Annotated in this window: 24 protein-coding genes, 2 rRNA genes and 1 other RNA gene; 13 read left to right on the plus strand and 14 right to left on the minus strand. The window is 68.3% G+C overall.

Translation table 11 applies throughout. From position 1 onward, the window contains the following. Window positions 1–205: 205 nt before the first annotated feature. The 8 genes from ACW5F0_RS06315 to ACW5F0_RS06350 all read right to left on the minus strand — a co-directional run bounded on the left by ACW5F0_RS06315 (window position 206) and on the right by ACW5F0_RS06350 (window position 8,282). A complete protein-coding gene (locus ACW5F0_RS06315) occupies window positions 206–448 on the minus strand; it encodes a type B 50S ribosomal protein L31 (protein ID WP_132985584.1) in 243 nt (80 codons plus the stop codon). Between the two features lie 80 nt (window positions 449–528). Further along, a complete protein-coding gene (locus ACW5F0_RS06320; protein WP_456999307.1) occupies window positions 529–1,461 on the minus strand; it encodes a nucleoside hydrolase in 933 nt (310 codons plus the stop codon). 17 nt (window positions 1,462–1,478) lie between these two features. After that, window positions 1,479–3,599 carry an ATP-dependent DNA helicase RecG gene (gene recG, locus ACW5F0_RS06325; protein ID WP_456999308.1) on the minus strand — a complete coding sequence of 707 codons (2,121 nt, stop codon included), beginning with the start codon at window positions 3,597–3,599 and terminating at the stop codon, window positions 1,479–1,481. Between the two features lie 4 nt (window positions 3,600–3,603). Continuing rightward, a complete protein-coding gene (locus ACW5F0_RS06330) occupies window positions 3,604–3,987 on the minus strand; it encodes a RidA family protein (protein WP_456964958.1) in 384 nt (127 codons plus the stop codon). Window positions 3,988–4,075: 88 nt separating this feature from the next. Next, window positions 4,076–6,235, minus strand: coding sequence for a RelA/SpoT family protein (locus ACW5F0_RS06335; RefSeq protein WP_456999309.1), 2,160 nt, complete (start codon window positions 6,233–6,235; stop codon window positions 4,076–4,078). A gap of 131 nt (window positions 6,236–6,366) precedes the next feature. Further along, complete coding sequence (gene rpoZ, locus ACW5F0_RS06340; RefSeq protein ID WP_456964956.1) at window positions 6,367–6,669, minus strand: DNA-directed RNA polymerase subunit omega; 303 nt, start codon at window positions 6,667–6,669, stop codon at window positions 6,367–6,369. 121 nt (window positions 6,670–6,790) lie between these two features. Beyond that, on the minus strand, window positions 6,791–7,429 hold the full coding sequence (gene gmk, locus ACW5F0_RS06345) for a guanylate kinase (protein WP_456999310.1): 639 nt from the start codon (window positions 7,427–7,429) through the stop codon (window positions 6,791–6,793). Continuing rightward, window positions 7,422–8,282: a YicC/YloC family endoribonuclease gene (locus ACW5F0_RS06350; protein ID WP_456964954.1), complete on the minus strand. Its 861-nt coding sequence runs from the start codon at window positions 8,280–8,282 to the stop codon at window positions 7,422–7,424. The genes gmk and ACW5F0_RS06350 overlap by 8 nt, the downstream gene beginning before the upstream one ends. Before the next feature lie 63 nt (window positions 8,283–8,345). Here ACW5F0_RS06350 and rph point away from each other — a divergent pair, with 63 nt between their 5' ends. From rph to pepQ, 6 genes are all read left to right on the plus strand, one after another. Next, complete coding sequence (gene rph, locus ACW5F0_RS06355; protein WP_456964953.1) at window positions 8,346–9,077, plus strand: ribonuclease PH; 732 nt, start codon at window positions 8,346–8,348, stop codon at window positions 9,075–9,077. A 3-nt stretch (window positions 9,078–9,080) separates the two neighbouring features. Then, window positions 9,081–9,674 (plus strand): RdgB/HAM1 family non-canonical purine NTP pyrophosphatase, encoded by a 594-nt coding sequence (rdgB, locus tag ACW5F0_RS06360; RefSeq protein ID WP_456999311.1) that lies wholly within the window; start codon window positions 9,081–9,083, stop codon window positions 9,672–9,674. Then, window positions 9,671–10,828, plus strand: a complete 1,158-nt coding sequence (hemW, locus tag ACW5F0_RS06365) for a radical SAM family heme chaperone HemW (protein ID WP_456999490.1) — start codon at window positions 9,671–9,673, stop codon at window positions 10,826–10,828. The genes rdgB and hemW overlap by 4 nt, the downstream gene beginning before the upstream one ends. 110 nt (window positions 10,829–10,938) lie before the next feature. After that, window positions 10,939–13,368, plus strand: a complete 2,430-nt coding sequence (locus ACW5F0_RS06370) for a DUF1631 domain-containing protein (protein ID WP_456999312.1) — start codon at window positions 10,939–10,941, stop codon at window positions 13,366–13,368. Then, entirely contained in the window at window positions 13,365–13,715 is a 351-nt protein-coding gene (locus ACW5F0_RS06375; protein WP_456964950.1) for a PilZ domain-containing protein, read from the plus strand. The genes ACW5F0_RS06370 and ACW5F0_RS06375 overlap by 4 nt, the downstream gene beginning before the upstream one ends. 61 nt (window positions 13,716–13,776) lie before the next feature. Beyond that, window positions 13,777–15,114: a Xaa-Pro dipeptidase gene (gene pepQ, locus ACW5F0_RS06380; protein ID WP_456964949.1), complete on the plus strand. Its 1,338-nt coding sequence runs from the start codon at window positions 13,777–13,779 to the stop codon at window positions 15,112–15,114. A gap of 19 nt (window positions 15,115–15,133) precedes the next feature. Here pepQ and ACW5F0_RS06385 read toward each other — a convergent pair whose 3' ends face one another. Together ACW5F0_RS06385 and ACW5F0_RS06390 are read right to left on the minus strand one after the other, a co-directional pair. Beyond that, window positions 15,134–16,450: an aminopeptidase P N-terminal domain-containing protein gene (locus ACW5F0_RS06385; protein WP_456964948.1), complete on the minus strand. Its 1,317-nt coding sequence runs from the start codon at window positions 16,448–16,450 to the stop codon at window positions 15,134–15,136. Window positions 16,451–16,460: 10 nt separating this feature from the next. After that, window positions 16,461–17,006 carry a UPF0149 family protein gene (locus ACW5F0_RS06390; protein WP_456964947.1) on the minus strand — a complete coding sequence of 182 codons (546 nt, stop codon included), beginning with the start codon at window positions 17,004–17,006 and terminating at the stop codon, window positions 16,461–16,463. A gap of 102 nt (window positions 17,007–17,108) precedes the next feature. Here ACW5F0_RS06390 and ACW5F0_RS06395 point away from each other — a divergent pair, with 102 nt between their 5' ends. The 7 genes from ACW5F0_RS06395 to rpiA all read left to right on the plus strand — a co-directional run bounded on the left by ACW5F0_RS06395 (window position 17,109) and on the right by rpiA (window position 21,922). Further along, complete coding sequence (locus tag ACW5F0_RS06395; RefSeq protein WP_456999313.1) at window positions 17,109–19,346, plus strand: putative bifunctional diguanylate cyclase/phosphodiesterase; 2,238 nt, start codon at window positions 17,109–17,111, stop codon at window positions 19,344–19,346. 32 nt (window positions 19,347–19,378) lie between these two features. Beyond that, the gene (locus ACW5F0_RS06400) at window positions 19,379–19,600 is read left to right on the plus strand and encodes a TIGR02449 family protein (protein ID WP_456964945.1); all 222 of its coding nucleotides are present in this window, start codon (window positions 19,379–19,381) and stop codon (window positions 19,598–19,600) included. Further along, window positions 19,597–19,890: a cell division protein ZapA gene (locus ACW5F0_RS06405; RefSeq protein ID WP_456964944.1), complete on the plus strand. Its 294-nt coding sequence runs from the start codon at window positions 19,597–19,599 to the stop codon at window positions 19,888–19,890. The genes ACW5F0_RS06400 and ACW5F0_RS06405 overlap by 4 nt, the downstream gene beginning before the upstream one ends. A 96-nt stretch (window positions 19,891–19,986) precedes the next feature. Beyond that, a non-coding RNA gene (gene ssrS, locus ACW5F0_RS06410) (6S RNA) lies at window positions 19,987–20,172 on the plus strand. Window positions 20,173–20,217: 45 nt separating this feature from the next. Next, on the plus strand, window positions 20,218–20,799 hold the full coding sequence (locus tag ACW5F0_RS06415) for a 5-formyltetrahydrofolate cyclo-ligase (protein ID WP_456999314.1): 582 nt from the start codon (window positions 20,218–20,220) through the stop codon (window positions 20,797–20,799). Next, complete coding sequence (locus tag ACW5F0_RS06420; RefSeq protein WP_456964942.1) at window positions 20,796–21,278, plus strand: EVE domain-containing protein; 483 nt, start codon at window positions 20,796–20,798, stop codon at window positions 21,276–21,278. The genes ACW5F0_RS06415 and ACW5F0_RS06420 overlap by 4 nt, the downstream gene beginning before the upstream one ends. Then, window positions 21,275–21,922: a ribose-5-phosphate isomerase RpiA gene (gene rpiA / locus ACW5F0_RS06425; RefSeq protein ID WP_456964941.1), complete on the plus strand. Its 648-nt coding sequence runs from the start codon at window positions 21,275–21,277 to the stop codon at window positions 21,920–21,922. Before ACW5F0_RS06420 ends, rpiA begins: the two co-directional genes overlap by 4 nt. A 36-nt stretch (window positions 21,923–21,958) precedes the next feature. On the opposite strand, the gene ACW5F0_RS06430 is transcribed toward rpiA, so the two are convergent. From ACW5F0_RS06430 to ACW5F0_RS06445, 4 genes are all read right to left on the minus strand, one after another. Further along, the gene (locus ACW5F0_RS06430) at window positions 21,959–22,510 is read right to left on the minus strand and encodes a hypothetical protein (protein ID WP_456964940.1); all 552 of its coding nucleotides are present in this window, start codon (window positions 22,508–22,510) and stop codon (window positions 21,959–21,961) included. Then, a complete protein-coding gene (locus ACW5F0_RS06435; RefSeq protein WP_456964939.1) occupies window positions 22,497–23,024 on the minus strand; it encodes a hypothetical protein in 528 nt (175 codons plus the stop codon). Before ACW5F0_RS06435 ends, ACW5F0_RS06430 begins: the two co-directional genes overlap by 14 nt. A gap of 121 nt (window positions 23,025–23,145) precedes the next feature. Further along, a 5S ribosomal RNA gene (gene rrf, locus ACW5F0_RS06440) occupies window positions 23,146–23,259 on the minus strand. Between the two features lie 173 nt (window positions 23,260–23,432). Then, a 23S ribosomal RNA gene (locus ACW5F0_RS06445) occupies window positions 23,433–26,313 on the minus strand. Window positions 26,314–26,453: the final 140 nt, after the last annotated feature.

Below are 26,453 nucleotides of genomic sequence, written 5' to 3' on the forward strand. Positions count from 1 at the left end.
TCCTTATCTTTGCGTCGCGCCGCGGCGCGGGGGCGCGGGCAGCGGGGGATCGGGCGGATCGCGGCTCTGGCGCGATGCCGCAATTATCGCATAGCGACGTGCGCCGCCGTATCCACTTTCAGTGGGGCGACACGGGACAAAGCATCCGCCTGCAACGACGATGGCCGCCTTGCGGCGGCCATCTGGACATGGACTGCGACGGCGCTTACTTGGCGTAGCGCTTGCGGAACTTGTCGACGCGGCCGCTGGTGTCCATCAGCTTGTTCTGGCCGGTGTAGAACGGATGCGAAGCCGAGGACACCTCGATCTTGACGAGCGGGTATTCATTGCCGTCTTCCCACTTCACGGTCTCCTTGCTGGAGAGCGTGGAACGGGTGAGGATCTTGAAGTCCGAGGTCACGTCCTGGAAGACGACGTCGCGGTACTGGGGGTGGATGTCGGCCTTCATGGCGGCACCAGAGTGAGCAAGGAAAGAGCGGCATTATAGCGGGCAGCTCCAGACCCCGCAAGCCTTCCTGCGCTTTGCGCTCAGGTCAGTGCCGCGCGCACCAGGGCCTCCAGCCGGGCCTGGTCATACCGGAGCAGGATCCTGGCCCGGTCCGGCCGCCCGGGCTGGCGCTGCCAGTCCACCAGGGTCGCGCCACGCGCCGGGGAATGACCCAGCACCACCTCCACCGGACGCTCGGCCGCTTCGAGCACGCCGTCCGGCTGCAGGGCCATCGCCATCGCCAGCGCGTCCGCCGAGTGCCAGCGCTCGCCGCGCGCATCTTCCGACCACCGACGGGTATGGCGGGACACGGCTTCGTAGAACGCCGCAACCGGCCCGGGCGCGGCCAGCCAGCGCTCCGCATCGCCCAGCAGGAAGCCGTGGGCGAGCGTCGCCTCCCAGTCGCACAGATCAAAGCGCGGGAAGGCCTCGAACACGATGTGCGCGGCCTCGGGATCGAAGAACACGTTGAACTCCGCCGATGGCGTGATGTTGCCGTGCGCGGTCACCGCGCCACCCATCACCACCAGCCGCGCCACTCGCGTGGGCAGCGTGGGATCCAGGCGCAGCGCAAGCGCGACGTTGGTCAGCGGGCCCAGGGTCACCAGCAGCAAGCGCCCGGCATGGCGATGCGAAAGCTCGATGATGGCCTCGGCCGCGTGGCGCGACTCGGCACCGCGCGCGGCCGGCGCCAGGCCGACGTCGCCGAACCCGTCGCGGCCATGCACGTTGGCGGCGTCGGGCGAAGGGTGCAGCAGCGGACGGTCGCAGCCCGGGAACACCGGCACGTCGTCGCGGCCCACCACTTCGCACAGCTTCAGCGCATTGGCCACCGTGTGCCGCAGGCCGACGTTGCCGGCGGCGATGGTCAGGCCGACGACCTCGTGCCGCGTATCGGCGAAGGCCATCAGCAGGGCCAGGGCGTCGTCGACGCCCGGGTCGGTATCGATCAGCAGCGGAATGCGTTCGTCCATCGGGCGATTATCCCCGATCAGGCCGATGCGTACCGCGCGGCGCCGCCCACCCAGCGATCCACCAGGCGCTCGGCCAGCGCAGGCTGGTCGCGCAACAGGCCTTCGCCGAGCTCATGCACCAGCGGCAGCATGCCGGCATCGCGTGCGAGATCGGCGACGCGGAACGCGGCCAGCCCGGTCTGCCGCGTGCCCAGCAGTTCGCCGGGACCGCGCAGCTCGAGATCCTTCTCAGCGATGACGAAACCGTCGCCGGTCTCGCGCATGGTCTCCAGGCGCTCACGCGCCATCGCCGACAGCGGCGGCTGGTAAAGCAACACGCAGCTCGACGCCGCGCTGCCGCGCCCCACTCGCCCACGCAGCTGGTGCAACTGCGCCAGTCCCAGGCGCTCCGCGTTCTCGATCACCATCAGCGAGGCATTGGGCACGTCGACGCCGACCTCGATCACCGTGGTCGCCACCAGCAGGTCGCAGTCGCCCTCCTTGAAAGCGCGCATCGCGGCCTGCTTTTCCGCGGCCTTCATGCGTCCGTGCACCAGGCCGACGCGCAGTTCGGGCAGCGCGGTGGACAAGCCTTCGTACGTTGCCTGCGCGGCCTGCGCGACGACCTCGTCGGACTCGTCGATGATCGTGCACACCCAGTAGGCCTGGCGCCCCTCCGCGCACGCGGCGCGGATGCGCTCGATCAGCTCAGGGCGACGGCCTTCCGCCATGACCACGGTCTGCACCGGCGTGCGGCCCGGCGGCAGCTCGTCGATCGCCGACACGTCGAGGTCGGCGTAGGCGGCCATGGCCAGGGTGCGCGGGATCGGCGTCGCGGTCATCACCAACTGGTGCGGCACGCGCCCGCCCTCGCCGCCCTTGTCGCGCAGGGCCAGCCGCTGGTGCACGCCGAAGCGGTGCTGCTCGTCGACGATCGCCAGCCCCAGGTCATGGAAGACCACGCCCTGCTGCATCAGCGCATGCGTGCCGACCACGACCTGCGCGCTGCCATCGGCGACATCGGACAGCGCGCGGCTGCGCGCGCGGCCGGTGACCTTGCCCGCAAGCCACGCGACCTCGATGCCCAAGGGCTCGAGCCACGCGCGCAGGTTGGCCAGGTGCTGTTCGGCCAGCAGCTCGGTGGGTGCCATCAGTGCGGCCTGGCGACCTTCAGCGACCGCCATCAGCGCCGCCAGCGCGGCGACCACGGTCTTGCCGGAGCCGACGTCCCCCTGCACCAGACGCAGCATCGGCACGGGCTGCGCGAGGTCCGCATGCACTTCGGCGAACACCCGCTCCTGAGCGTCGGTCAGCGCGAACGGCAGCTGCTTGCGCAGGCGCCCGGCGAGAGTCGCATCCGCCAGCGGCGTCGCGGCGTGCGCGCGGCGGGCGATGCGCTGGCGCCGCATGCTCAGGTGATGGGCAAGCAGCTCCTCGAGCGCCAGCCGCCGCTGCGCGGGATGGGTGCCGGCCAGCAGCGCAGCGACGTCGGCGTCGCGCGGCGGCCTGTGCACGGTGAGCAGCGACTCGCGCAGCCCGGGCAGGCGGTGTTCGCGCAGCAGCGCCGGCGGCAGGAGCTCGAGCACGTCATCGCCGGGAAGCCGGTCGAGCGCCTGCGCGATCAGGCGCTTCATGGTCGCCGGGCCGACGCCCTCGACGGCCGGATACACGGGATCCAGTCGATCACCAAGACCGGAGACGTCTTCATCGTCGAGCAGCGTGTAGCTCGGGTGCACGATCTCGAGGCCGCGCTGCCCCGGCCGTGGCGTGCCATAGGCGCGCACGCGAACGCCGGGCTGGAACTGCGCGGCCTGCGCGGCGCGGAAATGGAAGAAACGCAGCACCAGGGTCGCGCGCGAATCATCGCCAAGCGCCACCCGCAGCAAGGGGCGGTAGCGGAAGCCCCGCTCCACCGCCTCCACCCGCCCCTCGACCTGCGCCGCGACGCCTGGCTGCAGCAGGCGGATCGGTGTCAGCGCCGTGCGGTCTTCATATCCACGCGGAAGCTGGAGCCACAGGTCCTGCAGGGTGTCCAACCCGCGCGCGGCCAGCTTTTCCGCGACCCTCGGACCCACGCCGGCGAGCGCCGACAGTGCGGTCGCGCCGTCCGGTGCCAGTCCGGGCGCCGGCGTGCCGCGCGTGCGCCTGGGGGCTGCCACTGCTTCAGTCGAGGACCATCACCGCGTCGACCTCGAACTGCGCGCCCTTGGGCAGCGCCGACACCTCGATGGTCGAACGCGCGGGATACGGCTCGGCGAAGTACTCGGCCATCACCGTGTTGACGACCGCGAACTGCGACAGGTCGGTGAGGTACAGGCCGACGCGGGCGACGTCATCCATCGAGCCGCCCGCGGCCTGGCAGACCGCGCGCAGGTTGTCGAAGGCGCGGCGCGCCTGGGCCGCGAGATCACCGGCGACAAGTTCGCCGGTGGCGGGATCGAGCGGAATCTGCCCGGACAGGAAGACGGTGTTGCCGCAGCGCGTGGCCTGCGAATACGGGCCGATGGCGGCGGGCGCGTCGGCGGTGCGGACGGGTTGCCTGGGCATGCGTGGATCCTTCGATGCGTGGCAGGCGATTATGACCGCCGCCCGCGCCCGCGGCCATCGCGGCCAACGCCGGCGCGCACGATGCGAACTACTGGCGCTGCACGCCGTGGACCACGCCGAGCCTGCGCACCTTGCGGATCACGTCCGCCAGGTGGGTCCGGTCGCGGACCTCGATCGCGAACTGGATCACCGCGACGTTGGTGTCGCGCTCCAGGTATTCGACCGCGTCGATATTGGAATCGGCCTTGGCCACCGCCGCGGCAACCTGCGCCAGCACGCCGGGACGGTTCTCGACCTGGAAGCGCAGCGCGACGTTGTAGTCGCCGGTGACCTCGCGATCCCAGCCGATGTCGACCCAGCGCTCGGGCGACTTGCGGTACTCGGCCACGTTGGGACACTCGATCCGGTGCACCATCACGCCGCGGCCGGCGGTGTGGTAGCCCATGATCTCGTCGCCCGGGATCGGCATGCAGCAGTTGGCGAAGGTCACCACGCCGCGTTCGGCGCCGGTGATCAGGATGCGGTCTTCGCGATGGTGCGCGCGGGTGCTCGCCGGATCCTTGCGGCTGAGCGACTGCGCCACGTGAGCCGGCATCCGGTTGCCCAGCGCGACGTCGGACAGCAGCGCCTCCAGCCGCGGGTAGCGGTGCTCGGCGAGGTAGGCCTCGAGCTGCGCCGCCGGCAGCCGCTCGAGCGAGCTGTCCAGGTCTTCGAGCGCGCTGTCGAGCATCCGGTGTCCCAGCTGCACGGCGTCCTCATGCTCGAGCTGCTTGAGCTGCTGCCGGATCGCGGTGCGGGCCTTGCCGGTGACCACGAATTCCAGCCACTGCGGCCGCGGCTGCGAGGAACGTGCGGTCACGATCTCCACCGTCTGGCCGCTGGCCAGGCGCGTGCGCAGCGGCACCAGCCTGCGGTCGACGCGCGCCGCCACGGCCTGGTTGCCGACGTCGGTGTGCACCGAGTAGGCGAAGTCGATCGCGGTGGCATTGCGCGGCAGCGACATGATCGCGCCCTTGGGCGTGAACAGGTAGACCTCGTCCGGGAACAAGTCGACCTTGACGTTCTCCAGGAATTCCAGCGACGAGCCGGTGTCGCTCTCCGTCTCCAGCAGGCCGGAAATCCAGGAGTGCGCGCGCTGCTGGGCGCTGTTGGGTCCGTCGCCGCCGTGCTTGTAGGCCCAGTGCGCGGCAATGCCGCGCTCGGCGATGAGGTCCATCTCCTCGGTGCGGATCTGCACCTCGATCGGCGAGCCGTAGGGCCCGAACAGCACCGTGTGCAGGGACTGGTAGCCGTTCGCCTTGGGGATGGCGATGAAGTCGCGGAACCGGCCATCGACCGGCTTGTACACCGAGTGCGCCACGCCCAGCGCGTGGTAGCAGTCCGCGACCCTGCCGACGATCATCCGGAAGCCGAAGACGTCGATCACCTGCTCGAAGGTCTTGGTCTCGGTGCGCATCTTGTTGTAGATGCTCCAGGGCGACTTCACCCGGCTCACCAGGCGGTAGCCGAGTCCTTCCTTGGTCAGCTTCTGCGCAAGCTGGGCCTCGATCTTGGCCATGGCCTCGCGGCGCAGCATCGGCTGCGCGCGGATGTGCTTGTCGAGGATGCGGTGGCGCATCGGGTACAGCGCGCGGAAGCCCAGGTCCTGGAGTTCGGACTTGATCAGGTTCATGCCCAGGCGCTGCGCGATCGGCGCATAGACCTCGAGCGTCTCGCGCGCGATACGCTCGCGCGCCTCGGCCGACTGCGCGCCGAGCGTGCGCATGTTGTGCAGGCGGTCGGCGAGCTTGATCAGGATCACGCGCAGGTCGCGTGCCATCGCCAGCATCATCTTGCGGAAGCTTTCCGCGTCGGCCTCGCGACGGCTGGCGAACTGCAGCTTGTCGAGCTTGGTCACGCCCTCGACCAGCTCCGCCACGGACTCGCCGAACTCGCTGGCCAGCGCCGCGCGGGTCAGCGGCGTGTCCTCGATGGTGTCGTGCAGGACCGCCGCCACCAGGGTCTCGATGTCGACCTTCTGCTCGGCCAGCACACCGGCCACCGCCACCGGGTGGGTGATGTAGGGCTCGCCGGACTTGCGCACCTGTCCCTCGTGCGCCGCCGCGCCCACGGCCCATGCGCGGCGCAGGAGTCGCAGCTGTTCCGCCGGAAGGTAAGCGGCGGCGGTTTCGAGCGCACGCATGTAGCCGGGGACGTCCTCGTCCCCAGGCACGGAAACCTGCACCAGCGCTAGCTCGGCGGAATTCATGCGAAGAGCCTACGCGCGCGCCCGCGGGGCGGCAACGCAGGCCGCGCCCTGGATGCCGGCCCCGGAATGCAAACGGCCCCGCCAGGGCGGGGCCGTCGCTGCGGCGCGGCGCCTCGCGGCGCGCGCCGGGTTCAGATGTCGTCGCCCTTGGCCAGGTCGTCGTCGGCCACCACCTCGGCCGCGGCCCACTCCAGGGCCTCGCGCTCGCGACGCTCGCGCTCGGACTTCTCGACGGCTTCTACGAAATCGGCATCGATGGTACGGGCGGCGATCTCGCGCAGCGCCAGCACGGTCGGCTTGTCGTCGTTCTCGCTGTTGTCGAGCTTCGACTCGACGCCGTTGGCGAGCTGGCGGGCGCGCTTGGCGGCCAGCATGACGAGCTCGAAGCGGTTGTCGATGACCTGGAGGCAATCCTCAACGGTGATGCGGGCCATAAATCTCCGGGCGGCCGGCGGGCCGTCAATGCGGGGTAAGGGACCGGAAATGATAGGGCAAAGCCCCCCGCTTCGCAAGCAACGCCATATGAATCAGCCACTTGCGGCCCGACTGCCCGCCCTATTCGTCCTGCAGCAGCGCGTCCAGCAGGTTCGCATGGCGTTGGGCCTGCGAGGCGAGGCGCAGGCGGCTGGCCGTGAACACCGCGCACATCTCGGCGACGGCGGTGTCGAAATCGTCGTTGACGATCACGAAATCGAACTCGTCGTAGTGCGACATCTCCTCGCGCGCGGCGGCCAGGCGACGGGCCATGACCTCCTCGCTGTCCTGCCCGCGCTTGCGCATGCGCTGGTCGAGCGCCTCCCGCGACGGCGGCAGGATGAAGATGCCGACCGCGTCGTCCACCATCGCGCGCACCTGGCGCGCGCCCTGCCAGTCGATCTCCAGCAGCACGTCCCGGCCCGCGGCCAGCTGCGGTTCGACCGACTGCCGCGCGGTGCCCTTCCAGTCGCCATGGACGCGGGCGTACTCGAAGAAGTCGCCGGCGTCGATCATGCGCTGGAACTGCGCATCGTCGACGAAGTGATAGTGCTGCCCGTGGCATTCGCCGGGACGCGGCGGCCGCGAGGTGAACGAAATCGACAGGCTGATGTTGCGGTCGCGCGCCAGGCAGGCGTTGACGATGCTCGACTTCCCGGCGCCCGAGGGCGCCGCGACGATGAACAGCGTCCCGCGCGCCTGACGGCCGGCGCTACTCAATGTTCTGCACCTGTTCGCGGACCTGGTCGATCAGCACCTTCAGCTCCACCGCGATGTTGGTGGTGCGGGCGTCGACCGACTTCGAGCCCAGGGTGTTGGCCTCGCGGTTGAACTCCTGCAACAGGAAGTCGAGGCGGCGCCCCGCGGGCTCGGGCTGCTCGAGCACGCGCCGGATCTCGACGACGTGGCTGTCGAGGCGGTCGAGTTCCTCGTCGACGTCGAGTTTCTGCAGCGCCAGCACCAGCTCCTGCTCGACCCGGCCCGGGTCCGCCGCCTGCGCGAGGTCGGCCAGGCGCGCCTCGAGCTTGGTGCGCTGGCCGGCACGGATCACGGGGACGAGGTCGCGCACCTGGGCTGCGCGGGCGGCGATGCCGTCGACGCGCTCCAGCATGGCGGCGACCAGCTTGCCGCCCTCGCGCTCGCGCGCGGCGATGAAGGCATCGAGCACCTCGTCCAGGAGGGCCAGCACCTCGGCCTGCAGCGCCGCGGGCTCCGGCGCCGCCGAGCGCAGCACGCCCGGGAACTGCAGAAGATCCACGAACTGCGTGCGCAGGCCGGGAAAGCGCCCTTCGGCATCGTGCGCGAGCGTTGCCAGCTGGCCAAGCAGCGCCTCGTCGACGTGCAGCGAGGCCGCACCCTCCGCGCTGCGCAGCCGCAGCGAGAGGTCGAGCTTGCCGCGCGACACCTTCGCCGAGACCCGTTCGCGCAGCTGCGGCTCCAGCACGCGCAGCTCGTCGGGCGCGCGCAGCCCGACCTCGAGGAAGCGGTGGTTGACCGCGCGCAGTTCACAGGCAAGCGTGCCCCAGGGGGTCGTACGCTCGCCGGAGGCGTAGGCGGTCATGCTGCGGATCATGCCGGCATCCAGTGGGTTGGGGTGCCGATGGTAAACTCGCGCGCCATTCCAGCGGTAATCGACATGTCCCAGACCCCTCGCCCCAGCGGCCGTGCGCCCGACCAGATGCGCGAGGTGCGCATCGAGCGCGGATTCACGCGCCATGCGGAGGGCTCGGTGCTGGTGGCCTTCGGCGAAACCCGGGTGCTGTGCACGGCCAGCGTCGAGAACCGGGTCCCCGGCTTCCTGCGCGGCAAGGGCGCGGGCTGGGTCACCGCCGAGTACGGCATGCTGCCGCGCGCGACCCACACCCGCAGCGACCGCGAGGCCTCGCGCGGCAAGCAGGGCGGGCGCACGCTCGAGATCCAGCGCCTGATCGGCCGCAGCCTGCGCGCCTGCGTCGACCGCGACGCCCTGGGCGAACGCACCATCACGCTCGACTGCGACGTGCTGCAGGCCGACGGCGGCACCCGCACCGCGGCCATCACCGGCGCCTACGTCGCCCTGGTCGACGCGGTGCGCTGGCTGCAGGGCCGCGGCGAGCTCAAGCGCGATCCGATCCACGGCGCGGTGGCGGCGGTTTCGGCCGGCATCCATGGCGGCCTGCCCGTGCTCGACCTCGATTACGTCGAGGACAGCGGCTGCGACACCGACATGAACGTGGTGATGAACGACGGCGGCGGCTTCATCGAGCTGCAGGGCACGGCCGAGGGCCACGCCTTCCGCCGCGACGAACTCGACGCGCTGCTGGCGCTGGCCACGAAGGGCTGCGGCGAGCTGTTCGCCGCGCAGCAGGCCGCGTTGGCCGCGGGCTGAGCCGTGGACCTGGTGCTGGCCAGCGGCAATGCCGGCAAGCTCGCCGAATTGCATTCGCTGCTGGGCGATGACGGGTTCAGGCTGCGCGCGCAGTCGGAGTTCCGCGTCGTCGACGTCGAGGAAACCGGCCTGAGCTTCGTCGAGAACGCCCTGCTCAAGGCGCGCCACGCGGCACGGGCGACCGGGCTCCCGGCGCTGGCCGACGACTCCGGCCTGTGCGTGGACGCCCTCGGCGGCGCGCCCGGGCTGTACTCCGCGCGTTACGCAGGTCCCGGTGGCGACGCCGGGCGCAACATCGAACGCCTGCTGCGCGAGCTGGACGGCGTCGGCGACGCGGCGCGCGGCGCCAGCTTCCACTGCTGCATCGTGCTGCTACGCCACGCCACCGACCCCTGCCCGCTGGTGGTTGAAGGCAGCTGGCGCGGCCGCATCCTGCGCGACCCACGGGGCGACGGCGGCTTCGGCTACGACCCGGTGTTCCTGGATCCCGACAGCGGCCAGACCGCCGCCGAACTGCCGGCCGCCACCAAGAACGCGGTCAGCCACCGCGGCCGCGCGCTGGCCGCGCTGCGCGCGCGCCTGCCCGAACTCGCCTGACCATGCTCGTGCCACCGCCGCTGTCGCTCTACGTGCACCTGCCCTGGTGCGTGCGCAAATGCCCGTACTGCGACTTCAACTCGCACGAGCAGCGCGGCGCCCTGCCCTTCGGCGATTACGTGCGGGCGCTCATCGCGGACCTCGAGCACGACCTGCCGCTGGCCTGGGGCCGCACCGTGCACAGCGTGTTCTTCGGCGGCGGCACGCCTTCGCTGTTCCCGGCGGATGCGATCGAGGACTTCCTGCAGCAGGCCAGCGCGCGGCTGCGCTTCTCGCCCGGCTGCGAGATCACGCTCGAAACCAACCCCGGTACCGCCGAGCACGGCCGCTTCGAGGGCTACCTCGCCGCCGGCGTCAACCGCCTGAGCTTCGGCATCCAGAGTTTCGACGACGGCTGCCTGCAGCGCCTGGGCCGCATCCACGACAGCAGCGAGGCGGATGCGGCTGTGAAACTCGCCCAGGACGCGGGCTTCGACAACATCAACCTCGACCTGATGTACGCACTGCCCGGCCAGGACCTGGCCGGCGCCGCCACCGACCTCGAGCGCGCCTTCGCGCTGCAACCCGCGCACGTCTCGCACTACCAGCTCACCCTGGAGCCGAACACGCTGTTCGCCGCGCGGCCGCCCGGCGGCATTCCCGACGAGGACGCGGCCTGGGACATCCAGGAACACTGCCAGGAGATGCTGGCCGCGGAAGGCTTCGAGCATTACGAAGTCAGCGCCTACGCCCGCCCCGGCCGGCAGTGCGCGCACAACCTCAACTACTGGCGCTTCGGCGATTACCTCGGCATCGGCGCCGGCGCCCACGGCAAGATCAGCCTGGGCGCCGCGCAGACCGTGCGCCGGCGCTGGAAGCTCAAACACCCCACGGCCTGGATGCCGGTGGCCGGCAGCGCCGCCGCGCTGGGCGGTGACGAGGACGTCGAGTCGTCGCGCCTGCCCTTCGAATACATGCTCAACGTGTTGCGCCTGCACGAGGGGTTCGCGCTGGCCGACTTCGAGGCGCGCACCGGCCTGCCGCGGACCGCGATCGACCGCGAGCTGGGCGAGGCCGTGTCCCGCGGCTGGCTGCACATCGACGGCGAACGCGTGGTCCCCACCGCGCTGGGGCGGCGCCTGGGAAACGACGTGGTCTCGCTGTTCCTGGCGTGATCGAGAACCCGCGACTCCGATGGCCGGTCGCGCGCACATCCTGCGTGCTGGCCGTTATACCGTGCCCGTGATATGAAGATCACCGGGGAACAAGCCACGCACTCATGTCATTGACGACCCATCCAAACGACAGCCCCGGGCAGCGAAGCCTGGCGGCCGCTGAGCTGCCGCGGCGCGTGCGCAAGGCGCTCGATGCGGCGCTGAGACTGGTGTCGATGGAACTCGATACCTACCTGGCACTGCTGCTCGACGAATACGAGCAGGAACTGTTCCGACTGGCCGAGCGCGCACGCCATCCCGGCAGCGAGTCCGCCTACGTGCAGGCACTCCGCACCTTCCGCAGCAACCGCTCGGACCTGGTGCCGCAGTTCATGCTCGAACTCGAGGCGGGGCTGGCGACCCTGCGCACGCCACCCGTCACGTCCACGCCGGCGACGTCGCGTGCAACGCCGGCCGCCGGACGCGTACTGAGCCTGGTCGACGATTCCATGATCGACGAGGACACCCTGCTGCGCGAAATCGCCACCCGGCAGGAGGGCCGCGCCAGCCTGCCGATGCACCTGCTCGGCCAGCGCTTCGGCGTGCTGGCCGGCACGCCCGCGATGGATGCCGAACGCCTGCCGCTCGGACCGCAGGCCGTGTGCCGCGCGCTGCGCAACGCCTGCCGGTCGCTGCAGGTGGGCCCGGAGGCGCGTGAACTCCTGTACCGGTTGTTCGACCGCATGGTCATGGCGCACTACGCGCCCGTGCTCGAGAAGCTGGACGCCACGCTGGACCAGGCCGGGATCCTCAAAGGCCTGACCTACGTGCCCGTGCGCCTGCGCGCGTCACCTCGCAGCTCCGCCGAAGAGGCCGCGGAAAACGCGGCACCCGGCCAGGCCACCGGGCGCCGCAAGGCGGGCGCACAGGGCGCCACGGCCGAGAGCCGGGACAGCGGTGCATCCGACCAGGGGCACCACGCCGGGGACACGGCGGCCCGGGACAGCTCCGGTTCGGGCCCGGCCGCCGGTGCAGCGGGCGCGCGCGCGCGGCAGCCCGGTATTCCAGGCATGCCCGGCGGCGCCGGGCAACCGCACACGGGCTGGATGGCGGAAACCACCACTGCCCTCGCCGGCAGCGACGAACAGGCGTCCTATACCGCCCTGCAGCAGTTGCTGGCCGGGCGCCGGGCGCTGATCGGCAAGCTCAAGGCCGGCAAGAGCGCAGGGCCGATGGCGACGCTGGGGACCGGCGAGCTGATGCATGCGCTGGGAACGCTGCAGCGCCAGCCCAGCGGCCCCGGCGGCGCCAAGCCGAACCTCATGGACGTGCGCCAGATGCTGTTGGCGCAGGCGCGGCAGCGGCACGGCAAGGGTGCGGCCCTGTCGCAGCGCGACAACGACACCTTCGAGCTGCTGCACCTGCTGTATGGCCAGCTCGAGGGCGAGATCCAGACCGACGCGCCGGCCGCGGCGCTGATCCGGCGCCTGCAGCTGCCCCTGCTGCGCGTCGCGCTGCAGGACCAGGCGTTCTTCGTCCAGGCCACCCACCCGGCGCGCGAACTGCTCAACACCGTCGCCGAAACCGCCGCCAGCTGGCTGGACAAGGACGACGTCGACCCGCAGCTCCTGGAGCCGCTGCAACAAGCGGTCAACCACGTCGTCGACCAGTACGACGGCGACAGCAAGGTGTTCGAGACCAGCAACGAGAAGTTGCAGGCGCACCTGCAGGCGCAGGTGCGCAAGGCCGAGATGCTCGAGCGCCGGCACATCGAGGCCGCGCGCGGCAAGGAGAAGCTCGAGGTCGCCAAGCGGCGGTCGGCGACGGTCCTTGAAAAGCTGTTGGGCGACCAGCGGATCCCCAAGTTCTCCAAGGCACTGCTCAACCAGGCCTGGGCCGACGTGCTGACCCTGACGCTGCTGCGCCAGGGCGAATCGTCGCCGGAATGGCAGGCCCAGCTCGATGCCACGCGGCGCATCATCACCGCCTGCGCGCGCGGCGAGGAGATCGCCGACCCGGCGCTGGCCAGCCACGTCGAAGCAGCCCTGTCGCAGGTCGGCTACCACGCCGAAGAGGCCGGCATCATCACCGCGCGCCTGACCAGCAGCCGCAGCGACGAAGACGATCCGGCCTCGCGCACGGAGCTTGCGATGAAGCTCAAGGCGCGCACCCGGCTCGGCGAAGACGCCGAACGCGCGCGCCGCCCCGACCTGCCGCCGCGCACGCCCGAGGAGCAGGCGCGCTACGACCAGCTGCGGGTGATGCCCTTCGGCACCTGGATCGAATTCACCCTGAACCAGCAGGGCGACGTGGTGCGCCGGCGCATGTCCTGGTTCAGCCCGGTGACCGACAACGCGCTGTTCGTGAACCAGCGCGGCCAGCGCATCGGCGAGCATTCGCTGGATTCCCTGGCGCGGATGGTCGTGGCCGGCCAGGCCCGCATCGTCACCGCCGAGCGCGGGCGCCTGGTCGACCGCGCCTGGCAGGCGGCGCTGCGGACCCTGCGCAGCTTCGCCGGCCGCGGCGACGCGCTGCCCATCACCGGGGACGCACACGCATGATCAACGAGTTCCGCCGCGCACGCCGCCGCAAGGCACCCGACACCATCCTGGTGGTCGATGCCATGACCGAGCGCGTGGTCGGCCGCATCGGCAACCTGTCGGAGACCGGCATGCTGCTGATGGCCGGCACCCCGCTGGTGGACGATGCGCTGTACCAGTTCCGCTTCAGCCTGCCTGCGGCAAGCGGCGGTGAATCCACCATCGAGATCGGCGTGCACCTGCTGTGGATGGACCAGGCCAGCGCGCCCGGCCAGGTCTGGGCGGGATTCCGCTTCATCGGCACCACCGAGCAGCAGGCGGCCCCGCTGCGCTCATGGATCGACGCGCCCGGCAGCCGCTACGAATAGCGTCTCGGCGGGATCGCGGTCGATGCGGCAAAATGGGCCTTCCCCCGTACATGTAGCCGCCATGACCTCCCAGACCGCTGCCGCCCTCTACCCCGCCCACATCGAAACGCTGTCCGCCCGCGCCGCGGTGGCCCTGGAGCGCGGCGGCTTCGACCACCTGGTGGTGCCCAGTGGCACCCTGCACTACCAGGTCTTCGACGACCGCGACTATCCCTACGCCGCCAACCCGCAGTTCAAGGCCTGGGCGCCGCTGGTCCGCAACCCCGGCAGCTGGCTGGTGTTCACGCCGGGCGCGCGGCCGAAGCTGGTCTACCTGCAGCCGCGCGACTACTGGCACGTGGTGCCGGATGCGCCCTCGGGCTACTGGGTCGAGCACTTCGACATCGAAGTGGTGCGCAATCCCGACGACGCCCTGCAGCACCTGCCGCGCAACGCCACCCGCTGCGCCATCCTCGGCGAGCCGCAGAGCGCGCTGGGCCGCTACGGCGCATTCGCGCCCAACAATCCGCAACCGGTGCTGGATTACCTCGACTACCACCGCGCCTACAAGACGCCCTACGAGCTGGCGATGATGCGCGAGGCCACGCGGCACGCCGTGCGCGGCCATCGCGCCGCCGAACGCGCCTTCCGTGCCGGCGCCAGCGAGTTCGGCATCCACCTGGCGTACTGCCAGGCGGTCGGGCAGGACGCCAACGAGCTGCCCTACAGCAACATCGTCGCGCTCAACACGCATGGCGCGGTGCTGCACTACACCGAACGCGACCGCCTGCCGCCCAAGCCCGTGCGCAGCTTCCTGCTCGACGCCGGCGCCGGCCATGCCGGCTACGCCGCCGACATCACCCGCACCCACGCCATCGATCGCGACGGGGAGTTCCAGGCCTTCATCGACGCCATCGACCGCGCCGAGCTGGCGATGTGCGACCAGGTCCGCGCCGGCGTCGACTACCGCCAACTGCATCTCGATGCCCACCTGGCGCTGTCCGGCGTGCTGAAGGAGTTCGGCATCGTGAAGTGCGGCGCCGAAGAGGCGGTGGCCACGGGCCTGAGCTCGAGCTTCTTCCCGCACGGCATCGGCCACGGCCTGGGCCTGCAGGTGCACGATGTCGCCGGCTTCGCCGCTTCCGACGCCGGCGGCACCATCGACAAGCCCGAAGGCCATCCCTACCTGCGCCTGACGCGCGAACTCGCGCCCGGCATGGTGGTGACCATCGAGCCCGGCCTGTACTTCGGCGACATGCTGATGGAGGACCTCGCGGCCGGCGACAACGCAGGGCTGGTCGACTGGGATCGGATCGACGCCTTCCGCCCGTTTGGCGGCGTGCGCATCGAAGACAACGTCGTGTGCACCGACGACGCGCCGGTCAACCTGACGCGCGAGGAATTCACCGCGCTGGCCTGAGCCCGGGGCGTCGCGCGGCTCAGGCGGCCATGAACGCCTCGATCTCGTCCGCGCTGCGCGCCAGGCCGGCGGTGAGCACCTCGTGGCCGTCGCGCGTGATGGCCACGTCGTCCTCGGTGCGGATGCCGATGCCGCGCCACTTCGCCGCCACGCCGGTGTCCCCCGGCGGGATGTAGATGCCCGGCTCGATGGTGTAGACCATGCCCGGCTCGAGCAGGCGCGACTCGCCGTCGATCCGATAGTCACCGACGTCGTGCACGTCCAGGCCGATCCAGTGCCCGGTCTTGTGCGGATAGAAGCGCTTGTAGGCGCTGTCGGCGAGCGCCTTGCGCAGCGTGCCCTTGAGCAGGCCAAGCGACAGCATGCCCTCGGTCAGCACCTCGACCGCCGCCTCGTGGCCGGCCTCGTACGGGACGCCGGGCCGTGCCTGGGCGAGCGCTGCGGCATGCGCGGCACCCACCAGGTCGTGCAGCACGCGCTGCTCGCGGCTGAAGCGCCCGTCAACGGGAAAGGTTCGGGTGATGTCGGCGGCGTAGCCGCAGTGCTCGGCGCCGGCGTCGACCAGGACCAGGTCGCCGCGGCGCGCGACGGCATCGTTGGCGCGATAGTGGAGCACGCATGCGTTCGCGCCGGCGCCGACGATGCTGCCGTAGGCGGGCTCGGTGCCGGCGGCGCGGAACACGCGTTCGAGTTCGGCCTGCAGTTCGTACTCGCGCATGCCGGCGCGCGCGCTGCGCATCACCGCCTGGTGGGCCTGCACCGTGACCTTGGCCGCGCGCCGCATCAGCTTCAGTTCGTCGGCGGTCTTGAACAGGCGCATCTCGTCGAGCAGGTGGCCGAGTTCGAGAAACTCGTGCGGCGGCTGGGCGCCGTGGCGCACCTGCGCACGGACCCGGTTCAGCCAGCCGATCAGCTTGAGGTCGAAGTCGGTGTCGCGGCCGAAGTGGTAGTACACGCGGCGGCGGCCCTCGAGCAGGCCGGGCAGGATGTCGTCGAGATCGTCGATCGCATACGCGTCGTCGACGCCCAGCGCTTCGGGCGCACCTTCGGGTCCGACGCGCGGACCATCCCAGGCCTCGCGCACGGGGTCGCGTTCGCGGCAGAACAGCAGCGACTCGCCATGCGCGCGGCCGGGCACCAGCACCAGCACGGCATCGGGCTCCTCGAAGCCGCTCAGGTACAGGACGTCGGAGTCCTGCCGGTAGGGATGGAACGTGTCCCGACTGCGCACGCGCTCGGGCGCGGCGGGCAGGATGAGGATGGCTTCATCGCCGGCCATGCGCATCAGCTGGCGGCGACGGCGCCCGTAGCTGGCCAGCGTAGTGGCAAGGGCCATGCCGCGGCCTTCAGTTCAGGCTGTTGCGGTGCCGCGCGGCCAGCGCGCAATCACCGTGCAGGAGCAATGCGGCGACCCGCACGAACTCCTCGATCTCGGCCAGCGCGGCCTCGTCTTCTTCGTCGCCCTCGTCCTGCGCGGTGGCGCGGGCGAGGCGTGCAATGTCGGCGAGTGCCTCCTCGCCCTCTCCCGACAGCCGCGGGTCGGCGCCGGCGGCGAGCCCGAAGGCGCCGACGAAACCGCGGCACCAGTCGAACAGCGCGCCGCTGCGTTCCGCCAGCGAGGCCTCTTCGCCGGGACCAAGCAGGACCAGGCCGAAATCGCGGTCCTCGAACTGGGCGCGGGTCGCGACCTGCAGCCGTGCAAGCACCGAGCCGTCCGGCGGAGCAGGCAGGGTGTCGTCCACCATGACCTGCGCCAACCAGTTGCCGGCGGCGTCGCCACCGCCGGCGAGCCAGCCGCACAGGCCGCCATGGAGTTCGGCGGCAGGCGTGGCGAGTTCGGATTCGCGGCAGGCCTGCTCGACTTCGGACAGGGAAGGCAATGATTCGGACATGGGTACGGAAGCGGCTGCGAAGGGCCGGCGCAGTGTACCGCCGCGGATGGCTTGTTGCCGGCGGCGCCCCATGCCTACACTGCAAGGACCGCCGGGGGAGGCGTGAGGGAATCCTGCGAGCCAGTGGCCGCTGAAACGCGCTTTGTGGTCGCCGTAGCGATGGCGCTGCTGTTCGCAGCGGCCTGCATCGCCGTGGCCCTGCGCGCCCGCGCCGCGCGGCGGGCGGTGGCGCGCCTGCAGGATCGCGAGCTGGGCTTCCGGATGGCGCTGTGGGCGAGCGGCCAGCGCTACTGGGACTTCCACGTCCCGACCGCGCGCCTGCGCTACCTGGTCGCCCGTCACGACACGGGCCGCAGCTACGACTTCAGCTCTGAGCAGGCCGACCCCGCGGCCGTGATCCACCCCGAGGACCTGCCCGGCGTGGTCGATGCCATGCACCGCCACGTCGCGGGCGAGACATCGGAATTCGCATCCGAACACCGCGTCCGCGCCGACAGCCCGGTGTCCACGCGCGGCGAATGGGTCTGGATCCGCGCGCGCGGCCGCGCCGTGGAGTTCAATCCCGATGGCACGATCCTGCGCCTGGCCGGCACCTCCCTGGACATCGGCACCAGCCGCGCGGTGGAGCGCGAGAACCGCATCGCCAGTGAAGTCCTGCGCAGCATGAGCGAGGCCGTGGCCGTGCTCGACGCGCAGTTCCGCTTCCTCTCGGTGAACCCCGCCTTCGCCCGGATCACGGGCCACGACGCGGCCGATGTCGCCGGGCGTGGCGTGAGCGTGCTCGACAGCCTCGAACACGACCCGTCGAGCGGCCGCGCGATGCGCGAAGCCGTCGCGCGCGATGGGCGCTGGTCGGGCGAGATGTGGCAGCGGCAGCGGAACGGCGAGGAGTTCCTGTGCGCGGTCGAAGCCGCGACGGTGCTTGGCAGCGACGCCGACGGCGAGCGCATGTACGTGCTGATGCTCAGCGACATCACGCTCCACAAGCGTGCCGAAGAGGAGCTGCGCTACCTGGCGAACTTCGACGCGCTGACCAACCTGCCCAACCGCTCGCTGCTCGCAGAGCGGCTGTCGCGCGCGATCGTGCGCGCGCGCCGCGAGGGCTCCAGGGTGGCGGTGCTGTTCCTCGACCTCGACCGCTTCAAGGACATCAACGACTCGCTCGGCCACGCCGTGGGCGACCGCATCCTGCGTGCCGTGGCCGCCCGTCTGCAGCAGGCCGTCGGCCACGGGCAGACCGTGGCGCGGCTGGCCGGCGACGAGTTCACGGTGATCCTCGAAGACCTGGCGGTCCCCGAGGACGCCGAGCGGGTGGCACGCGAGATCATCATGGCCTTCGAGGCGCCGCTGGTGCCGGAGGACGGCCAGGAGGTGTCGGTGTCGGCATCCATCGGCATCAGCCTGTATCCCGACCACGCGCAGGTGCCCACGGAGCTGCTCAAGCGCGCCGATGCCGCCATGTACCAGGCCAAGGCCGCGGGCCGCCGCACCTGGATGCGCTACGACGACAGCATGGAGGCCGCGATCCGGCGGCGCGCGACGCTGGCGGGCGCGCTGCACAAGGCGCTCGACCGCGGTGAACTGCGCGTGGTCTACCAGCCGCGGCAGTCGCTTGCGACGTCGCGCATCACCGGCGCCGAAGCCCTGCTGCGCTGGACCAGCCCCGAGCACGGCGAGATCCCGCCCGCGGACTTCATCCCGCTGGCGGAAGAGAACGGGATGATCCTCGAGATCGGTGAATGGGTCCTGCGCGAAGCCTGCCTGGCCCACCGACGCTGGCGGGAGCACGGGCTGTCCGACCTGACGGTCTCGGTGAACATGTCGGTGCTGCAGCTGCTGCGCGGCGATTTCGCCGAAGTCGTGCGGCGGGTGCTTGACGACACCGGCGTTCCGCCGCAGGCGCTCGAGCTGGAACTCACCGAAAGCGTGCTGATGGCCAATGCCAGCCAGACCGCGCAGAAGCTGCAGGCCTTCCGCGAACTCGGCGTATCGCTGGCCATCGACGACTTCGGCACCGGCTACTCGTCGCTTGCCTACCTCAAGCGGCTGCCTATCACCACGCTCAAGATCGACCAGACCTTCATCGCCGACCTCTGCCATGACCGCGAAGGTGCATCGATCACCACCACGGTGATCGCCATGGCCCACGGACTGGGCCTGGTCGTGGTCGCCGAGGGCGTCGAAAACGAGGCCCAGGCGCGGTTCCTGGCGCAGCACCGCTGCGATGAGATCCAGGGCTACTGGGTCTCGCAGCCGATCGACGCGATGTCGTGCATGGCCTTCATCCGCAAGCGGCAGCTTGCCGTGGGCCAGCTCGCCGGCGCCGCGCGCGCGCCTTGACCGCCCCCGCCGGCCTGCCTATCGTGCCGGGAATGGACACCAAAGACGTGCTTGCCCAGCTGCAGAGGCTTTCCGAACGCTTCGACGAGCTGGCGGTGCGCACGCGTCGGCTGACGGAGGAAAATCGCAGCCTGCGCCAGCAGCATGAGCAGGTCTCGGGCGAACGCGCGCAGCTGCTCGCGAAGAACGAGCAGGCGCGCAGCCGCGTCGAAGCGATGATCGCGCGCCTGAAATCACTGGAGCAGCACACGTGAGCAATACCCAGGCGGTCAGCGTCCGCGTGCTGGACCGTGAATACACCGTGGGCGTGGGCAGCGGCGAGGTTGACGGCCTGATGTCCGCCGCGCGCCTGCTGGACACGCGCATGCGCGAGGTGCGCGGCGCGAACCGCATGGCCGCGATCGATCGCGTGGCGGTGCTTGCCGCGCTGAACCTCGCCCACGAGCTGGAACAACTGAAGCGCGACGGCGAACGGCGCGACCGCGAACTGGCCGGCGCGCTGTCGGCCCTGCAGGCCAAGCTCGACGGCCTGCTCGATGCCTGATGGGTGCACGCACCGCGCGCGTGCCGTCGTGCGCAAGGTGAACGTCGGCCGACAGGTGGCCCTCGAAACACGAGACCCCGCGGTATACTGCGAACGCGTCCTCTGCCGTGACCGACGGCGCGCACAAACATTCGCCTTGTCCCTTAATGACGACCACGGGGACGCAACGGAAGCCTGGCGTGCATGTCCGCCCACGAGCGGAAAGCCCGAAGGCAGCCAAGCGTTCCCACTTGAACCCCGGGTTCAAGGTCGTTTGGCTCGCATCGACATGGTGGAGGACGTATTTCTTCTTTCCGGCAGGCCTGCGCACCGCGCGGTGGCGCCGGCATGACCTCGGCCCGCGCCGCACTCCGCGCGACCCTGCGCGAAAGCCGCCGTGCGGTGCCGCCGGCCGCGCGCATCGGTGCCGCGGGTGGCCTGGCCACCGAGCTGCTCGCCCAGCCGCTGGCGCCTGGTGCCAGGGTTGCCGGCTACTGGGCTGCCGATGGGGAAATCGCGCTGCATGCCTGGCAGCTGCGGCTCCCGCGCGACGTCATCTATTGCCTGCCCGTGCTGCACGGGGACGGCAGGCTGCGCTTCGCTCCATGGCGCGCGGGCGAAGCGGTCGAAGCCAACCGCTACGGCATCCCTGAACCCGTCGCCGCGCCGGACGCGCTGCTCGAGCCGTCGGCGCTGGACCTGGTCGTGGTTCCCCTCGTCGGCTTCGACACGCGCTGCCACCGGCTGGGCATGGGCGGCGGCTGGTACGATCGCAGCTTCGCGTTCCGCCACCGCCAACCGGCCCCACCGCGGCTGGTCGGTGCGGCGTTCGCGCTCCAGCAGGTTGCAGGCGAGCTCCCCAGCGAAGACTGGGACGTGCAGCTCGATGCGGTCTGCACCGATCAATCCACCCTCACGCGTCCGACATGAGCACTGGCAAGCGAAAGCGTTACTGGCTGATGAAGTCCGAGCCCGAGGACTTTTCGATCGACGACCTCGAGCGCGTCGGCACCGAGCCCTGGACGGGCGTCCGCAACTACCAGGCGCGCAACTTCATGCGCGACGGCATGCAGGTCGGCGACGGGGTGCTGTTCTATCACTCCAACTGTACCGTGCCTGGCATCTATGGCATCGCGGAAGTGGCCAGCAGCGCCTACCCGGATCCCACGCAGTTCGACGGCAAGTCCAAGTACTTCGATCCCAAGTCGACGCCCGAGGAACCGCGCTGGATGCTGGTCGACGTCGGCTTCGTGCGGCACCTCGCCGGACCGGTCACGCTTGAAGCCATCCGCGGCCGTTCCACGGCGCTGGGCGAAGATTTCGCCCTGATCCGCAAGGGCACCCGCCTGTCGGTGCTGCCGGTGACCGCCGCGCAGTGGAAAGTCCTGTTGGCCATGGAGCCGAAATGAGCGACGCAAAGCGCCTGGCTGGCGAAAAGGCCATCGACTACGTCGAGGATGGGATGGTGGTGGGGGTCGGCACGGGCTCGACGGTCACCTACTTCATCGATGCACTGGCCGCCATGCGCGACCGCATCGCCGGTGCCGTATCGAGTTCGGAGCAGAGCACGCAGCGACTGCGCGGCCACGGCATCGAGGTGCTGGATCTCAACGCCTGCGGCCCCATTCCGCTGTACGTCGACGGCGCCGATGAATGCGATCCCGGCAAGCGCCTGATCAAGGGCGGTGGCGCCGCGCTCACGCGCGAGAAGATCATCGCCGAGGCAGCCGCGACCTTCGTCTGCATCATCGACCCATCCAAAGAGGTTCCCGTGCTCGGGCGTTTCCCCTTGCCGGTCGAGGTGGTCCCGATGGCTCGCAGCCTGGTTGCCCGCGAGATCGTCGCGATGACCGGAGGTCAGCCGGTCTGGCGCCAGGGCACCGTGACCGACAACGGCAACTGGGTGCTCGACATCCACGGACTGTCCATCACCGACCCCGTGGCGCTTGAGCAATCGCTCAACCAAGTGCCCGGCGTGGTCAGCGTGGGGATCTTCGCGCGACGCCCTGCCGACGTGGTGATCGTCGGCGGGACGCCTCCGCTGGTGCGATGACGGCCGAGAGGGACTCGATCCTCTCAGCCGACAGGCTCAGCCACCGATATCTTCGTCGTAGGTGATGCTCAGATAGTGCAGGACCATGCTCGGGCCGAGCAAGCACTGCACCGCGGGCCTGAAGATATGTTCCGGAGCGCCGGCAATCTCGCTCGGCTGCCATGTCAGGGGCACGCCACGCGCGCCACCCGTCAGCAACGTCGACTTCGTGCGATACACCGCGTCCGAGCTTGCGCCTTGCTGCAGCCCATCCACGAACGTACAGCTGACACCGCCGGTCACGTTTGCTGAAGCGCCCACTTCGACCAGCACCTTCATCGCTCCCCGCCCCGCAGGACGGGGGTCACTGACAAGTGCACATGAAACAAAGGCGGCCGTCGTACCTTCATTTACCAGGCCCAGTGGCCGCGAGCGGAGCTTGGTACCGTACTGGTGGGTCGCAGGCTGACAGATTGCGGCGGCCCCCTGGTAGTCGTAGCGCTCGACCTCTACGGCAGCAGCGGTGCCTGCCTGCCCTGCAAGCAGCAGGGCGGCGATCACCGCAGCGGTGCATGCGGGCAGCCGCCCGCGCACGTCAGGCGCCGACATCTTCGTTGTACTCACGACGGGTGTGCTGCAGCGAAGTCTGCGGCGGCAGCGTGCAACTCAAGGATGGGCGGTCAATGCCCGAAGGCTTCGAGTTTTCAACCTCGCCCGGCACCCACGCCAGCTCGGCGAACCCGCCGGCGGGGATGCTGACCGTCTTGGGGGTATAGCTTGCGTACACCAGGGCCCCGGTCTGGTGACCGTTGACGAGGGTGCAGGTGACGTTCTGGGCAACGGTGTGGAAGTTGCTGACGACCACAGAGAGGCGCTTTGCAGCGCGCACGCTGCCCGTCCGGTCATCGCCCTGCCAGTTGCAGGTGACGAATGCATTGGCGGAGGACTCGTTCCCCACCGCCAGCGGACGGTAACGGGTGCCGACCGCGAAGGCACTGGTCGCCGCCTTGCACATGCCGGTGGCTCCCTGCACGTCGACGCGCGCCACTTCTGCCGCTCCAGCACTCAATGACAGGCCCAGGAAACAGCTTGCGGTAAACAGGATGCATGTTGCACGACGCATGGAAATCACCGGTACGTAGGGAAGTCGCCCACGTTATCCGAGGGCAGGGCGACGCGCAAGATCGCTGGAACACGCACAAAGAAAAACCCCGCAGCCGTGGCTGCGGGGTTTTGGGGTAAAACCCTGGCGATGACCTACTCTCGCATGCTAAATGCACACTACCATCGGCGCATGCGCGTTTCACTTCCGAGTTCGGAATGGGATCGGGTGGTTCCACGCAGCTATTGTCACCAGGGAGAGGGTGGAGGGTCGCGGGCCGTTGCCGGCTTGACGCGCACACGCTCTCGTTGGTTTGCCTCGGAACGGAGCCATGAATCAGCTCCGCCGTTGGCGAATAAGGTAGGGACGTAGCGAACTTTTGGGGTCGAACATCGACGCGTCGTCGAGTCCAAGGCCACTTGAGGTTATATGGTCAAGCCTCACGGATCATTAGTACTGGTTAGCTCAATACATTGCTGTACTTACACACCCAGCCTATCAACCACCTAGTCTTGATGGTTCCTTCAGGGGGCTTGTGCCCCGGGAGATCTCATCTTGAGGCGCGCTTCCCGCTTAGATGCTTTCAGCGGTTATCGCTTCCGAACGTAGCTACCCGGCAATGCCACTGGCGTGACAACCGGAACACCAGGGGTTCGTCCACTCCGGTCCTCTCGTACTAGGAGCAGCCCCTCTCAAATCTCCAACGCCCATGGCAGATAGGGACCGAACTGTCTCACGACGTTCTGAACCCAGCTCGCGTACCACTTTAAATGGCGAACAGCCATACCCTTGGGACCGACTACAGCCCCAGGATGTGATGAGCCGACATCGAGGTGCCAAACACCGCCGTCGATATGAACTCTTGGGCGGTATCAGCCTGTTATCCCCGGAGTACCTTTTATCCGTTGAGCGATGGCCCTTCCATACAGAACCACCGGATCACTAAGTCCTAGTTTCCTACCTGCTTGATCCGTCGATCTTGCAGTCAAGCACGCTTATGCCTTTGCACACAGTGCGCGATGTCCGACCGCGCTGAGCGTACCTTCGAGCTCCTCCGTTACTCTTTGGGAGGAGACCGCCCCAGTCAAACTACCCACCATACACGGTCCCCGATCCGGATAACGGACCTAGGTTAGAACGTCAAGCACGACAGGGTGGTATTTCAAGGATGGCTCCACTGCAGCTAGCGCCACAGTTTCACAGCCTCCCACCTATCCTACACAGACGAACTCAACGTTCAGTGTAAAGCTATAGTAAAGGTTCACGGGGTCTTTCCGTCTTGCCACGGGAACGCTGCATCTTCACAGCGATTTCAATTTCACTGAGTCTCGGGTGGAGACAGTGCCGCCATCGTTACGCCATTCGTGCAGGTCGGAACTTACCCGACAAGGAATTTCGCTACCTTAGGACCGTTATAGTTACGGCCGCCGTTTACCGGGGCTTCGATCAAGAGCTTCGCCTTGCGGCTGACCCCATCAATTAACCTTCCGGCACCGGGCAGGCGTCAGACCCTATACGTCCACTTTCGTGTTTGCAGAGTCCTGTGTTTTTGATAAACAGTCGCAGCGGCCTGGTATCTGCGGCCCCCCTCAGCTCAGCCACGCATGTGGCCACCAAAGGGGGCGTACCTTCTCCCGAAGTTACGGTACCATTTTGCCTAGTTCCTTCACCCGAGTTCTCTCAAGCGCCTGAGAATTCTCATCCTACCCACCTGTGTCGGTTTACGGTACGGTCTGCACAAGCTGAAGCTTAGGAGCTTTTCCTGGAAGCGTGGTATTGGTCACTTCGCTCTAATGAGCTCGTCTCGGTGCTCGGTCTTAAAGGGTCCCGGATTTGCCAAAGACCCAAACCTACCGCCTTTCCCCGGGACAACCAACGCCCGGTAGACCTAACCTTCTCCGTCCCTCCATCGCACTTGTGCGAGGTGCTGGAATATTAACCAGCTTCCCATCGACTACGCATTTCTGCCTCGCCTTAGGGGCCGACTCACCCTGCGTCGATTAACGTTGCGCAAGGAAACCTTGGGCTTTCGGCGTGGGGGCTTTTCACCCCCATTATCGTTACTCATGTCAGCATTCGCACTTCCGATACCTCCAGCAGACTTCTCAATCCACCTTCAACGGCTTACGGAACGCTCCTCTACCGCGCATCACAAAGTGATGCACCCCAAGCTTCGGTTCCATGCTTAGCCCCGTTAAATCTTCCCCGCAGACCGACTCGACCAGTGAGCTATTACGCTTTCTTTAAAGGATGGCTGCTTCTAAGCCAACCTCCTGGCTGTCTGTGCCTTTCCACATGGTTTTCCACTCAGCATGGAATTTGGGACCTTAGCTGTGGGTCTGGGTTGTTTCCCTTTTCACGACGAACGTTAGCACCCGCCGTGTGTCTCCCGCATATTCTGTCTTGGTATTCGGAGTTTGCAATGGTTTGGTAAGTCGCAATGACCCCCTAGCCATAACAGTGCTCTACCCCCAAGAAGATTCGTGCGAGGCGCTACCTAAATAGCTTTCGAGGAGAACCAGCTATCTCCGGGTTCGATTAGCTTTTCACTCCTAATCACACCTCATCCCCTACCTTTGCAACGGGAGTGGGTTCGGGCCTCCAGTACCTGTTACGGTACCTTCACCCTGGGCATGACTAGATCACCCGGTTTCGGGTCTACTGCCCGCGACTATGCGCCCTTATCAGACTCGGTTTCCCTTCGCCTCCCCTATACGGTTAAGCTCGCCACGAACAGTAAGTCGCTGACCCATTATACAAAAGGTACGCAGTCACCCCGAAGGGCTCCTACTGCTTGTACGCACACGGTTTCAGGGTCTATTTCACTCCCCTCACCGGGGTTCTTTTCGCCTTTCCCTCACGGTACTGGTTCACTATCGGTCGGTCAGGAGTATTTAGCCTTGGAGGATGGTCCCCCCATGTTCAGACAGGGTTTCTCGTGCCCCGCCCTACTCACTTATCATCATTCCGGCCCTTTCGCATACAGGGCTGTCACCTTCTATGGCCAGTCTTTCCAGACTGTTTTGCTAGAACCGGAACAACTTTTGGGCTGCTCCCCGTTCGCTCGTCGCTACTAGGGGAATCTCGGTTGATTTCTTTTCCTCCGGGTACTTAGATATTTCAGTTCCCCGGGTTCGCCTTGCATGGCTATGTATTCACCATGCAATACTCCTTGCGGAGTGGGTTTCCCCATTCGGACATTGCCGGATCAAAGCTTGTTGCCAGCTCCCCGACACTTTTCGCAGGCTACCACGTCCTTCATCGCCTCTGACCGCCAAGGCATCCACCGTGTGCGCTTATTCGCTTGACCATATAACCCCAAGTCGCCTCGGGATTATTCGTCGCGAATAGATACGACAACTTCAAATGTAGGGCCTCTAGGGCCCCGCCTTAGCCTCAACGACACGTTTGGATATTCGTCTCAAACGCTCGCTACGTCCCTAATTTTCA

The sequence above is a fragment of the Luteimonas sp. A534 genome, assembly GCF_054072805.1.